Genomic DNA, 12,428 nt, shown 5'->3' on the forward strand with positions numbered 1-12,428 from the left:
ACCCCGAAGGGCTTCATCGTTCGACTTGCATGTGTTAAGCACGCCGCCAGCGTTCGTCCTGAGCCAGGATCAAACTCTCCGTGAATGTTTTCCCGTAATCGGGAGACACATCACGAGAGCGGAACAGCCACCGGAATAAGGTGACCGTTCACAGCGTCCTCGCTGTGTTATTTCAAAGGAACCTCGCCCCAACCGGTGATCCGGCCGGAGACGGGGTATCAACATATCTGGCGTTGATTTTTGGCACGCTGTTGAGTTCTCAAGGAACGGACGCTTCCTTTGTACTCACCCTCTCGGGCTTTCCTCCGGGCAGTTTCCCTTCGGTCTTGCGTTTCCGACTCTATCAGATCCTTTCGGGCCTGATTCCCTGTCGGCGGGGCCTTTCGACATTCACTACGTTAGCCGATTCTCCCGGCAACTCATAATTGAGTTCCGCGAGGTTCGAATTCAGGCATGCAGGCATGACGAATTCGCCCCCGCCGAGGGGTGATCGTAGGTAGTGGTTTGGCCGCTTCCGGCTGCTGGCGATTGCCGTACCCGGTTCAAGCGGCTCGGGCTACATTACGCACCTCCCAAGGGCGCGTCAACTTGAGCGGTGCCTCGGAACGTGGGCCCGATAAGGGCTCACCGTCGGGTCGTTGGCGATCCAGAAGCGCCACGGATGCAGACCGCCATCACCCGCCACCCCGGTGCGTGGACCGTTGCGTACCTGGTCGGGGGCGATCGCGGTGCCCGTCAGGATCCGCAAGGGGGTGTCCCCGGGGGCACAGGCGTCCGCGCCGTCCTGGTCGCGGCTCACGTTCAGGGCTGTGGCCAGGCGTGCGGGCCCTTTGGCCAGTTCCTTGTCGTTTCGGGCCGAGAGTCGACGTTTGCGAGCGAGCTCGGCGCCCTCGACGATCTCGCCGGCCCGGAGCAGGACCGCGCTCGCCTTCCCTTCGGGGCCGCACACCAGGTTCATGCAGAACCACATGCCGTAGGTGAAGTAGACGTAGACATGTCCGGGGGGACCGAACATCACGTCGTTGCGGGCGGTGCGGCCGCGATAGGCGTGGGAGCCGGGGTCGTTCGGGCCGTCGTAGGCCTCGACCTCTGTGAGGCGCAGTGCGATCGGACCGTCCGGTGTCGTACGCACGAGGATGCGGCCGAGAAGGTCGGGGGCGACTTCCAGGACGGGGCGGTCGAAGAACTCTCTCGGGAGTGGCGTACGGTCCGGTGGCGCGATCATGGGGAACGAGCCTAGTCCAGACGGGTGGAGGCCAAGGGGTGGTCAAGCTTCCCTCTCCTTGCCAGGGTGTGTGGCGGAACCGGCCACTGCCTGATCGCGTTTGTAGGGATCAAGGGTCCGCGCGTCACTAGGGTCCACACGTATGTATGAGGGAGAGACATGGCGTTCAAGAAGCTGCTCGCGAGTCTGGGGGCCGGCGGGGCTTCGGTCGAGACGGTGCTGACCGAGGTCAACGTCGTTCCGGGCGGCGTAGTCCAGGGTGAGGTGCGGATCCAGGGCGGGTCCGTGAATCAGGACATCGAGGGCCTGTCGGTCGGTCTGCAGGCCAAGGTCGAGGTCGAGAGCGGCGACGAGGAGTACAAGCAGAACATCGAGTTCACCAAGGTGCAGCTCGGTGGAGCCTTCGAGCTGCAGGCGGGTGCCGTGCACGCCGTCCCGTTCGGGCTGGAGATCCCGTGGGAGACGCCGGTCACGATGATCGACGGGCAGGCGCTGCGCGGGATGAACATCGGGGTGACGACCGAGCTGGCGATCGCCCGTGCCATCGACTCCGGTGACCTGGACCCGATCAACGTGCACCCGCTGCCGGCGCAGAAGGCCATCCTGGACGCCTTCATCCAGCTGGGCTTCCGCTTCAAGAACGCGGACATGGAGCGCGGGCACATCCGGAACACCCGGCAGAAGCTGCCGTTCTACCAGGAGATCGAGTTCTTCCCGCCGTCGCAGTACCGGGGTCTGAACCAGGTCGAGTTGAGCTTTGTGGCAGACGAGCACGCCATGGACGTCATCCTGGAGATGGACAAGAAGCCTGGTCTGTTCAGCGAGGGCAGCGACACGTTCCGGTCCTTCCAGGTGGGTCTGCACGACTTCCACGGGACCGACTGGGCTGCGTACCTCAACCAGTGGCTGTCCGAGGTCGGCAGCAAGCGCAACTGGTTCTAGGCTCGGAACTGCTGATTCCGTAATCGATCAGGAGGTACCGAGGTGACCGAGCTCAAGCGGCGGCCGCTCCCCCATGACTTCCATCCGCCCGTGCCGTCGTTCACGGTGACGAGTGAGGACGTCGAGGAGGGCGCCACGCTCAAGGACGCTCAGGTCTACGCGGCCGGCAACACCTCGCCGCAGCTGCGGTGGGAGGGCTTCCCTGCCGAGACCAAGAGCTTCGCCGTGACCTGCTACGACCCGGACGCCCCTACGGGCAGCGGGTTCTGGCACTGGACCGTGTTCGACATTCCGGCCTCGGTGACCGAGCTGCCGGCCGGCGCGGGCAGCGGCAAGTTCGAGGGGCTGCCCGGGGGTGCCGTGCAGGTGCGCAACGACTACGGGAGCAAGGAGTTCGGCGGGGCTGCTCCGCCGCCCGGGGACGGGCCGCACCGGTACGTGTTCACGGTGTACGCCGTGGACGAGGAGAAGCTCGGGCCGGATTCCGATGTCTCTCCCGCAGTGGTCGGTTTCAATCTGCGGTTCCACGCGATTGCCCGCGCCCAGCTCGTAGGTGAGTACGAGGTGCCCGCCGAAGACTGACGTTCATGGAACGTTTGCCCGCCTCTGGTCTTGGAATTGATCAGGGGCGGGCAGTTTTTATTGCGTTGTCCATCTCGGCGTGCCCGGCCAGAGTTGATCCAAGCCCGCCAGGGGGTGGGCCGGTGCGCATAGGAGGTGGGCTGGATGCGGGACACGCTGGTGCTGAACGCGAGCTTTGAGCCGCTGTCGACGGTGACATTGAATCGAGCCGTCGTTCTGGTGCTGCAGGACAAGGCCGTTGTCGAGCAGGCCCACCCCGAGCTGCGCATGCGCGGAGCCGCGGTCGACATACCCGTGCCCCGGGTGATCCGGCTGTGCAGGTACGTGAGGGTGCCGTTCCGAAGACAAGCTCCGTGGTCGAGGCGGGGTGTGCTGGTCCGGGACCGGCATCGTTGCGCGTACTGCGGCAGGCGTGCGACGACCGTGGACCATGTGGTGCCGCGGGCGCAGGGCGGCCAGGACTCGTGGCTGAACACCGTCGCCTCGTGCGCGGACGACAACCACCGTAAGGCGGACCGGACACCGGAGCAGGCGGGTATGCCGTTGCTGCGGCAGCCGTTCGAGCCGACGCCGCAGGATGCCATGCTGCTGACGCTGGGCCAGGAGGACTTCGAGGCGCTGCCTGATTGGCTTGCGCGGGAGGCCGCCTGAGCGTCTGCCGGGTTCAGATCGTTCGACGACTGCAGGTAGTTCGTGGCTGATCGCGCCCACGCGGCGGAGCCGCAGATCGACACAGCCCCGCGCCCCCAAAAAAGCAGGGGCGCGGGGATTGCCGTATCTCTGGAAGAGCCGTCTAGTCGATCGACGGCTTCTCTCGGCGTTCCGGGGTCTTCTCCGAGCCTCCGCCGCCTGAATTGCCGCCGAACGGGCCGAGGTTGCCCATGGCGCCGGACAGGCCCTTGAGAGCGTCGCCGATCTCGCTGGGGACGATCCAGAGCTTGTTGGCGTCGCCCTCGGCGATCTTCGGGAGCATCTGGAGGTACTGGTAGCTGAGGAGCTTCTGGTCGGGGTCGCCGGCGTGGATGGCCTCGAAGACCGTGCGGACGGCCTGGGCCTCGCCCTCGGCGCGCAGGGCGGCGGCCTTGGCCTCACCCTCGGCGCGCAGGATCTGGGACTGCTTCTCACCTTCGGCGGTGAGGATGGCGGCCTGGCGCGTACCTTCCGCGGTGAGGATCGCGGCACGCTTGTCACGGTCGGCGCGCATCTGCTTCTCCATCGAGTCCTGGATGGAGGTGGGCGGTTCGATCGCCTTGAGCTCGACGCGGTTGACGCGGATGCCCCACTTGCCGGTGGCCTCGTCGAGGACGCCGCGCAGGGCCGCGTTGATCTCCTCGCGGGAGGTCAGGGTGCGCTCCAGGTCCATGCCACCGATGATGTTGCGGAGCGTGGTGACGGTGAGCTGCTCGATCGCCTGGATGTAGCTGGCGACTTCGTAAGTGGCGGCCCGGGCGTCGGTCACCTGGTAATAGATGACCGTGTCGATGTTGACGACCAGGTTGTCCTGGGTGATCACCGGCTGCGGCGGGAACGGCACGACCTGCTCGCGGAGGTCGATGCGGTTACGGATCGTGTCTATGAACGGGACCACAATGTTGAGGCCCGCGTTGAGTGTCCGCGTGTAGCGGCCGAAGCGCTCGACGATGGCGGCGCTGGCCTGTGGGATGACTTGGATTGTCCTGATCAGGGCGATGAAGACCAACACCACCAGAATGATCAGGACGATGATGACCGGTTCCATCGTCGTTCCCCGTACCCTCTCTCCGCCTCGGCGCTTTCGGAAGATCTTATGGTTGTTGAAGATCTTGCTGGTCGAGTCTGACAGACCGCCGCACAACTCGTGGGCTGTTCGCTTCAGTTGAGTCCTACGAGGTCAGATGACGATCGCGGTGGCCCCTTCGATCTCCACGACATCCACTTCCTGCCCCACTTCGTAGGCGCTGTCGGCGTCGAGCGCGCGCGCCGACCAGACCTCGCCGGCCAGCTTGATCCGGCCTCCGGAGCCGTCGACGCGCTCGAGTACGACGGCCTGCTTGCCCTTCAACGCCTCGACTCCCGTGGCGAGTTGGGGGCGTTGCGCGCTGTGCCGGACCGCGATGGGCCGTACGACGGCGATGAGGGCGACCGAGACGACGACGAAGGCGAGCACTTGGGCCACGGAACCAAAGCCCACTCCGGCCATGACGGCTGCGGCGACGGCGCCCACCGCGAGCATGCCGAACTCCGGCATCGCGGTCACCACGAGCGGGATTCCGAGCGCAGCCGCGCCGACAAGCCACCACACCCATGCGTCGATGTCGTTCACATGGTCATGGTAGGACCGCGGGTCGTGCCACGGACAGGGTGCGATGTGGCTGGGACGGGCTTCTTACCCGTGTTTTCGCGCGGGCATCACACCGTCAGGACAGCGGCAGGCCCTGGGCGGTCCAGCGCTCGCCGACCTGTTCTACGACGAGCGGAAGGCCGAAGCAGAGGGAAAGGTTGCGGGAGGTGAGTTCGAGCTCCAGCGGGCCGGCGGCGAGAACCTTGCCCTGACGGATCATCAGGACATGGGTGAAGCCGGGGGCGATCTCCTCGACGTGGTGGGTGACCATCAGCATCGAGGGGGCGATCGGGTCGCGGGCGAGGCGGCCGAGGCGGCGGACCAGGTCCTCGCGGCCGCCGAGGTCGAGGCCGGCGGCGGGCTCGTCGAGGAGGAGCAGCTCGGGGTCGGTCATCAGGGCGCGGGCGATGAGGGTGCGCTTGCGCTCGCCTTCGGAGAGGGTGCCGAACTTACGGTCCGCGTACTCGGTCATGCCGAGGCGGTCGAGGAAGGCATGGGCGCGCTGCTCGTCGATGTCCTCGTAGTCCTCGTGCCAGCCGGCGGTCATGCCGTATGCGGCGGTCAGCACGGTCTGCAGAACGGTCTGGCGCTTGGGGAGCTTGTCGGCCATCGCGATGCCGGCCATGCCGATGCGGGGGCGCAGCTCGAAGACGTCGACCTTGCCGAGGGTCTCGCCGAGGATGGTGGCGGTGCCGCTGCTGGGGAAGAGGTAGCTGGACGCGACGTTCAGGAGGGTCGTCTTGCCGGCGCCGTTGGGGCCGAGGATGACCCAGCGCTCGCCTTCCTTGACCGACCAGGAGACCTGGTCCACCAGAGCCCGGCCCTCACGGACCACGGATACGTCCTGAAGCTCCAGAACATCGCTCATGAGCGCGTTGTCTCCCCTTGCAGTGTGACCGGTCTCGGCGTCTCGGCTGTCGCGTGCGCGCTTTCGGGCGCAGCCCTCGATGAAATCTACGCCACCGGTCCGCCCGCCCATTCCATCGGTCCGGTCCTTAGGGTGGAGGCATGCTCTCGGAACCGCGTTCAGGACGCCTTGCGGCTTGGGGAAATGCCCTTTTGGCCGGACTTGTCTCGCCGGACGATGCTGTGCTCGCGATCGTCGGGGACGATGCCGTGCACCGGATGGAGGGGTTGCCGGGCGAGTCGGCGCCCGTCGGGCTCACGCTCGCGCTGGGCCGGCTGCGGGCGCTCGGCGTGACGGGGCTGCGGGTCGCGCTGCCCGCGCCGGGACACCCCCTGGGGCTGAGCGGGCCGCCGGAGTTCAACGCGCGGGCGATGGACGCCGAGGAGGCGGTGGTCTGTCACGGCGCCGCGTTCGGGCTGGTGCCGGAGGTGTACGAGGCCGGGCCCGACGGTGATGTGCATGTCGAGGTCGTCTGGCACTGTCTGCCGGTGCGGGAGGCTCCGCCGGCCGATGTGCCCTCGCTGGGTGAGGCCGAGCGGGAGCTGGCGGAGGCGTTGCGGGAGGCGACGGAGGTGCTGTCGCGGTTGGACGTCGCCGGGTCGGGGCCGGTGGCGGAGGCGGCGATCGATGCGTACCGGGCGCGGGCCGAGCGGGGGCGGGAGGTGCTGGCTCCGGGGTATCCGCCGCGGGCGGTGCGGGTGCTGGAGCTGGCGCAGCGGGTGGGGCTGCTGATCTCCCTCGCCTACGGCAACGGCCATGGGGGTGCGGTCAGCGCCGGTGAGATGGGGGCTCGGGTTGAGGCTCTGCGGCCGGTGGAGCGGACGGCTCGGCGGGCGCAGGTTGCCGCGTACAACTCCGTTGTGGAGGAGCGGGAACGGTGGGGTTAGCGCCGAGGTGCTTGTGACCGGCGGTTGTGTGGCCGTCTCTGGGGGCTCTGCCCCCAGACCCCCGTATCGGCCTGAACGGCCTCGTCCTCAAACGCCGGACGGGCTGAGAGTGCCGACCGGCGCCTGTAAAGCGACTGCCCTCAAAACAACTGACCGGCCTCCCGGGATGCCCGGGAGGCCGGAGTCACTGCATGCCGTGTGGCCTGCGTCAGTGGTTGACGGCCAGGTTGCCGAAGGCGGGGTTCAGCACACCGACGACGTTCACGCTGTTGCCCGAGACGTTCAGCGGGACGTGCACCGGGGCCTGGACGAGGTTGCCCGAGGCGATGCCGGGCGAGCCCACGGCGGTGCCGTCGGCGTGCGCACCGCCGGTGGCGGAGGCCATTCCGGCTCCGGCGGCGAGCAGACCGCCGGCCACCATCGTCACGGCCGCTGCCTTCTTCAGGTTCTTCACTTTCTAAGCCCTCCCTAGCGGTAGCCGCGGCAGTCGCCGCAGCACGCACTGGAGAACGGCGGAGATCCACGAAGGATGCGCCATCTGGGGGACATTCCCACGACGGTATGAATCTCAGTCCGGAAGGGAACCCTCCGTATTGCCGTGGCGTACCGGCTCGCGCGGCGCGTTTCAGCCGGTCACGCCGTGGCGTACGGCCCACAGCGCCGCCTGGGTGCGGTCCGCCAGGTCGAGCTTCATCAGGATGTTCGAGACGTGGGTCTTCACGGTTTTCTCGGACAGGACGAGGGCGCGCGCGATCTCGCGGTTCGAGCGGCCGTCGGCTATCAGGCCCAGCACCTCGCGCTCCCGCTCCGTGAGTGAACCGCCTCTTCCCTGGCCCGAGTTGGCCTCCTCCTGGGACAACAGGGCGCCCGCGACCTCGGGTTGGAGCAGGATGTGCCCGGCGTGGACGGAGCGGATGGCGCCGGCCAGGGCGTCCGGGTCCACGTCCTTGTAGACGTACCCGGCGGCGCCCGCGCGCAGGGCCGGGACCACCGTGCGCTGTTCGGTGAAGCTGGTGACGATCAGCACGCGCGCGGGGTTGGCGAGTTCGCGGAGTTTACGGAGGGCGTCGACGCCGTCCATGCCCGGCATCTTGACATCCATGAGGACGACGTCGGGTCGCAACTCCTCGGCGCGGGCGACTCCTTCGGCGCCGTCGGCGGCCTCGCCCACGACCTCGATGTCGTCCTGCACTTCGAGGAATGTGCGCAGGCCGCGGCGGACCACCTGGTGGTCGTCGACGAGCAGCACCTTGATTGCGTCAGCCACCGGGGACCTCCATCTCGATCGTGGTGCCCTTGCCGGGCGCCGATTCCACGGTCAGCGCGCCGCCGACCCCGCTCGCGCGGTCCCGCATGGACACCAGGCCCAGGTGGCGTCCCGCGCGGCGTATCGAATGCGGGTCGAAGCCGCTGCCGTCGTCCGTGACGCGCAGGACCGCTGCGGTGCCGCGCCGGGCCAGGGCCACGTCCACGTGCTCCGCACCGGAGTGCCGGAGGGCGTTGTGCAGGGCCTCCTGGGCGACCCGCAGGACGGCCTCCTCCTGGGCTGCGGGCAGGGCGCGGACGCCGCAGCTGTCGAAGGTCACGCGTGCGGTGTGGGCGCGGTCGAGGACCTGGATCTGGGTGCGCAGGGTGGCGACGAGGCCGTCCTCGTCGAGGGCCGCGGGGCGCAACTCGACGACTGCGGCGCGCAGTTCGTCGGCGGCCTCGGCGGCGAGTGCGGCCACCTGCTGCAGCTCGCCCTTGGCGCGGGACGGGTCGCGGTCGACGAGGGCCGCGGCGGCCTGGGCGGTCAGGCGCAGGGAGAAGAGCTTCTGGCTGACCGCGTCGTGCAGTTCGTGCGCAAGGCGGGAGCGCTCCTCGGCGATGGTCAGCTCGCGGCTGCGCTCGTACAGGCGGGCGTTGGTGAGGGCGATCGCGGCGTGCTGGGCGAGGATGGCGAGCAGGTCCTCGTCCTCCTCGGTGAAGCCGCAACTGCCTTCCGGTTTGGGGTGCGGGGGGTGTGGGGGGTTTCCCCCCACAGGGCGCAGCTTGTTTGCCAGGAACAGTGCGCCGATGACCTCGTCGCCGTCCCTGATGGGCAGGCCCAGGAAGTCGGACATGTCGGGGTGGGCGGAGGGCCAGCCCTCGAAGCGGGGGTCCTTGCGCACATCGGCGAGGCGCTCGATCTTCGCCTCCTGCAGCATGGCGGCGAGGATGCCGTGCTGGCGCGGGAGCGGGCCGATGGCCTTCCACTGGGCGTCGCTCACTCCGTCGACCACGAACTGGGCGAAGCCGCCGTGGTCGTCGGGGACGCCGAGGGCGGCGTACTGCGCGTCGAGCAGCTCGCGGGCCGAGGCGACGATCGTCTTGAGGACGTCGCGCACCTCGAGATGCCTGCTCATGGCCAGCAGCGCGGAACTCACCGCGGCGAGGCCGGACCGGGGGCCTTGACTCATGCCCTCAAGGTACCGGCGGGGTGTGACAACGCGGATCGGACCAGTGGCGGCCGTCTCTGGGGCCGTGGGCCTAGGGCCGGTGGACTAGGTCCCGGGCCCCGGACCGGCGGCTTAGGCCGAAGGGCCCCGGCTGGTTGCGGCCCGCGTCCGAGGCGGGGCGGGCGGCGCCGTTCCTACGTTGATGTCACCGCCGATCGACGGGCGGGCGAGACGAGGGGACGTGTCATGCCGGTAGCGATCATCACGGGGGCCTCGAAGGGGCTGGGGCGGGCGCTTGCCGAGGCGCTGGCCGCGCGCGGCTGGGATCTGGTGCTCGACGCCAGGACCGAGGGAGTCCTCAAGGAGGCGGCTGGAGCCGTGTCCGCGTACGGCACGCGTGTGACGGCCCTGGCCGGGGACGTCACGGACGCCCGCCACCGGGCCGGGCTGGTGGCGGCCGCGTGGAGGCTGGGCGGCGCCGATCTACTGGTGAACAACGCGAGCGCGCTGGGCGCCGAGCCGCTCGTACGGCTGGAGGGGCTGCCCCTGGAGGGGCTCAGGCGGGCGCTGGAGGTGAATGTGGTGGCCGCGCTGGGCCTGGTCCAGGAGGCGCTGCCGCTGCTGCGGGCGTCGGCGGCGGGCGCGGTGATCGCGGTCAGCTCGGACGCGGCCGCCGAGGCCTATGAGACGTGGGGCGGGTACGGGGCGTCGAAGGCGGCTCTCGATCATCTCGCGGCGGTGCTCGGCGAGGAGGAGCCGGGGCTGCGGGTCTGGGCGGTCGACCCCGGGGACATGGCCACGGACCTGTATGCGGCGGCCGTACCGGACGACGGCGATCCACGGCCGGCGCCGGCCAGTGTGGTGCCCGCCTTCCTACGGCTGCTGGACGAGCGCCCGGCAAGCGGCCGGTACGCGGCTCCGGCGCTGCTGGAGGGGCAGCGATGACGGTGGCGGTGCAGATACCGGAGGAACTGTCGGCCCGGATCCCGGTCGAGCAGCGCGGGGCGGGGCTCGACCGGGATGCCGTACGGCTGCTCGTGTCGCATGGCACAGAGGTGTCGCACCACGCGTTCGTGGAGCTGCCGCAGCTGCTGCGGGCCGGGGATCTGCTCGTCGTGAACACCTCGGCCACGCTGGCCGCCGCGGTGGATGGGCAGGTCGGGCACGCGCGCGTGGTGGTGCACTTCTCCACGCGCGGGGACGACGGGCGGTGGGCGGTCGAGCTGCGGGATCCTGACGGGAAGGGCACCACGCGCGCGCGTACGGGCGGGCCCGCGGGTTTGGAGGTGCGGCTGCCCGGGGGCGTACGGCTGGTCCTGGAGGAACCGCTGAGTGCGCACGGCGCCCGTTTGTGGTGGGCGCGGGTGTCGGGGGCCGGGGTCCTCGGGATGCTGCGGGAGCACGGGCGGCCCATTCGCTATTCCTATACGGAGCGGGACCAGCCGCTGTCCGTGTACCAGACGGTGTTCGCGCTGCCGTCCGCCGACGGGGCGGGCAGTGCGGAGATGCCGAGTGCGGCCCGGCCCTTCACGGCGCGGCTGGTCGCGGAGCTGGTGAGCCGGGGTGTGCAGTTCGCGCCGATCACGCTGCACACCGGGGTGGCCTCGCAGGAGGTGCACGAGCCGCCGTACCCGGAGCGGTTCGCGGTGCCGGAGGCGTCGGCTCGGCTGATCAATGCCGTGAAGGCGGGAGACGGCCGGATCGTGGCGGTCGGGACGACGGCCGTACGGGCCGTGGAGTCGGCGGCCGGGCCCGACGGCGTCGTACGCGCGAGTGACGGGTGGACGGATCTCGTGGTCACCCCGGAACGCGGGGTACGGGTGGTGGACGGGTTGCTGACCGGGCTGCACGAGCCGGAGGCCTCGCATCTGCTGATGCTGGAGGCGATCGCCTCACGGGCCGCGATCGGCCGCAGCTACGAGGAGGCGCTGCGCGGGCTCTACCTGTGGCACGAGTTCGGGGACGTCCACCTCATCCTCCCGTAGGAGGGTCCTCACGCAGTGCATTGCTCAAGCAACTCATGGTGATTCCGTTACGCCGCCGATGTGAGCCCGCACATAGGGCGCAGATCACGTACGAAGGACGATAGGAGACAGACCCTCCCCTCATGAGCGGGGCGAACGGTCCAGTCTGTCCGTTTTTGCCCTTCCCCGTTCCACTACCGGGGATCGTACGTCACACCTTTGCCATGACATTTTGCGGCCGCTAAGAATGGCTGCCGTCGCTCAGCGCCGCGGGTTCCCACCGCGGCGTTTGTGCGGGAAGGACCCGTGTCCCCCGCCGGACGTAGAGCGACCTCCGCGCTATTCGAAGAGGTCCGTCTGCCATGCTCAAGAACACCAACATTCGCCGTCTCAGTCGTTCGCTGACCCGCCACCAGAAGGTCGCGATGGCCGGTGTCGCCACCCTCGGTGCCGCCGCCCTGGCGTTCTCCGCAGTGCCCAGCAACGCCGAGACGACCACGAACGAGGCCACCGTTTCCACGGCCAAGGTGGAGTACGGCTCCGACCAGATCAAGGACGTCAAGGCCAGCGTCACCGACCAGCTCGCCGGTGCCAGCCTGAAGGCCGAGGCCGTCAAGGCCAAGGCCGCGGCCGAAGCCAAGAAGAAGGCCGCCGCCGCGGCCGCCGCGAAGAAGAAGGCGGCCGCCGAGGCCGCGGCCAAGAGGAAGGCCGAGGCCGCGCGCAAGGCGAAGGAGGCCGCGAGCCGGTCCGCCCAGCGTGCCGCGATCAAGCCGGTCGCCGCGAAGACCTACGCGAACAACCTCGACGGCTGGATCAGGAACGCGCTCGACATCATGCAGGCCAAGGGCATACCGGGCAGCTACAACGGCCTGTACCGCAACATCATGCGGGAGTCCTCGGGCAACCCGATGGCCATCAACGACTGGGACATCAACGCCATCAACGGCATCCCGTCGAAGGGCCTGCTGCAGGTCATCCCGCCGACCTTCAGCGCCTACCACGTCGCGGGCACGTCCTGGGACATCTACAACCCGGTCGCCAACATCACCGCCGCCGCCAACTACGCGGCCGACAAGTACGGCTCGATCGACAACGTCAACAGCGCGTACTGAGGTCGGCGCGGACCTCTGCACGTGAACGCCGAAGGGCGGCACCTCCTGACGGGTGCCGCCCTTCGCGCCGTA

14 protein-coding genes and 1 rRNA gene are annotated in these 12,428 nt (G+C 68.9%); 7 read left to right on the top strand and 8 right to left on the bottom strand.

Annotation, left to right across the window (positions count from 1 at the left end; translation table 11 throughout):
* Positions 1–85, bottom strand: a 16S ribosomal RNA gene (locus P2Q00_RS07500); the annotation flags it as partial.
* Between the two features lie 498 nt (positions 86–583).
* Positions 584–1,225, bottom strand: coding sequence for a DNA-3-methyladenine glycosylase (locus P2Q00_RS07505; RefSeq protein ID WP_275770767.1), 642 nt, complete (start codon positions 1,223–1,225; stop codon positions 584–586).
* Positions 1,226–1,384: 159 nt separating this feature from the next.
* Between P2Q00_RS07505 and P2Q00_RS07510 the strand changes: the two genes are divergently transcribed.
* The 3 genes from P2Q00_RS07510 to P2Q00_RS07520 all read left to right on the top strand — a co-directional run bounded on the left by P2Q00_RS07510 (position 1,385) and on the right by P2Q00_RS07520 (position 3,400).
* Positions 1,385–2,167, top strand: coding sequence for a sporulation protein (locus P2Q00_RS07510; protein WP_275770769.1), 783 nt, complete (start codon positions 1,385–1,387; stop codon positions 2,165–2,167).
* A 42-nt stretch (positions 2,168–2,209) separates the two neighbouring features.
* Positions 2,210–2,749, top strand: a complete 540-nt coding sequence (locus tag P2Q00_RS07515; protein WP_275770771.1) for a YbhB/YbcL family Raf kinase inhibitor-like protein — start codon at positions 2,210–2,212, stop codon at positions 2,747–2,749.
* 144 nt (positions 2,750–2,893) lie between these two features.
* On the top strand, positions 2,894–3,400 hold the full coding sequence (locus P2Q00_RS07520) for an HNH endonuclease (RefSeq protein ID WP_275770772.1): 507 nt from the start codon (positions 2,894–2,896) through the stop codon (positions 3,398–3,400).
* 142 nt (positions 3,401–3,542) lie between these two features.
* On the opposite strand, the gene P2Q00_RS07525 is transcribed toward P2Q00_RS07520, so the two are convergent.
* The 3 genes from P2Q00_RS07525 to P2Q00_RS07535 all read right to left on the bottom strand — a co-directional run bounded on the left by P2Q00_RS07525 (position 3,543) and on the right by P2Q00_RS07535 (position 5,937).
* The gene (locus P2Q00_RS07525) at positions 3,543–4,487 is read right to left on the bottom strand and encodes an SPFH domain-containing protein (protein ID WP_275770774.1); all 945 of its coding nucleotides are present in this window, start codon (positions 4,485–4,487) and stop codon (positions 3,543–3,545) included.
* 132 nt (positions 4,488–4,619) lie between these two features.
* Positions 4,620–5,051, bottom strand: coding sequence for an NfeD family protein (locus P2Q00_RS07530; protein ID WP_275770775.1), 432 nt, complete (start codon positions 5,049–5,051; stop codon positions 4,620–4,622).
* Between the two features lie 94 nt (positions 5,052–5,145).
* The gene (locus P2Q00_RS07535; protein WP_275770776.1) at positions 5,146–5,937 is read right to left on the bottom strand and encodes an ABC transporter ATP-binding protein; all 792 of its coding nucleotides are present in this window, start codon (positions 5,935–5,937) and stop codon (positions 5,146–5,148) included.
* 140 nt (positions 5,938–6,077) lie between these two features.
* On the opposite strand from P2Q00_RS07535, the gene P2Q00_RS07540 reads away from it, so the two are divergent.
* Positions 6,078–6,863 carry an Rv1486c family protein gene (locus tag P2Q00_RS07540; protein ID WP_275770777.1) on the top strand — a complete coding sequence of 262 codons (786 nt, stop codon included), beginning with the start codon at positions 6,078–6,080 and terminating at the stop codon, positions 6,861–6,863.
* Between the two features lie 208 nt (positions 6,864–7,071).
* Here the strand turns inward: P2Q00_RS07540 and chpE are convergent, their stop codons facing one another.
* The 3 genes from chpE to P2Q00_RS07555 form a co-directional block, all read right to left on the bottom strand.
* A complete protein-coding gene (gene chpE / locus P2Q00_RS07545; RefSeq protein ID WP_275770778.1) occupies positions 7,072–7,317 on the bottom strand; it encodes a chaplin ChpE in 246 nt (81 codons plus the stop codon).
* A 171-nt stretch (positions 7,318–7,488) separates the two neighbouring features.
* Positions 7,489–8,130 carry a response regulator gene (locus P2Q00_RS07550; protein ID WP_242774252.1) on the bottom strand — a complete coding sequence of 214 codons (642 nt, stop codon included), beginning with the start codon at positions 8,128–8,130 and terminating at the stop codon, positions 7,489–7,491.
* On the bottom strand, positions 8,123–9,301 hold the full coding sequence (locus tag P2Q00_RS07555; protein WP_275770781.1) for a GAF domain-containing sensor histidine kinase: 1,179 nt from the start codon (positions 9,299–9,301) through the stop codon (positions 8,123–8,125). The genes P2Q00_RS07550 and P2Q00_RS07555 overlap by 8 nt, the downstream gene beginning before the upstream one ends.
* Positions 9,302–9,526: 225 nt before the next feature.
* Here P2Q00_RS07555 and P2Q00_RS07560 point away from each other — a divergent pair, with 225 nt between their 5' ends.
* From P2Q00_RS07560 to P2Q00_RS07570, 3 genes are all read left to right on the top strand, one after another.
* Positions 9,527–10,225, top strand: coding sequence for an SDR family NAD(P)-dependent oxidoreductase (locus P2Q00_RS07560; RefSeq protein ID WP_275770783.1), 699 nt, complete (start codon positions 9,527–9,529; stop codon positions 10,223–10,225).
* A complete protein-coding gene (locus P2Q00_RS07565) occupies positions 10,222–11,265 on the top strand; it encodes an S-adenosylmethionine:tRNA ribosyltransferase-isomerase (protein WP_275770784.1) in 1,044 nt (347 codons plus the stop codon). Before P2Q00_RS07560 ends, P2Q00_RS07565 begins: the two co-directional genes overlap by 4 nt.
* 341 nt (positions 11,266–11,606) lie before the next feature.
* On the top strand, positions 11,607–12,356 hold the full coding sequence (locus P2Q00_RS07570; protein WP_275770786.1) for a transglycosylase SLT domain-containing protein: 750 nt from the start codon (positions 11,607–11,609) through the stop codon (positions 12,354–12,356).
* Positions 12,357–12,428: the final 72 nt, after the last annotated feature.

It is taken from the genome of Streptomyces coacervatus (assembly GCF_029223485.1).
Lineage (GTDB): Bacteria > Actinomycetota > Actinomycetes > Streptomycetales > Streptomycetaceae > Streptomyces > Streptomyces coacervatus.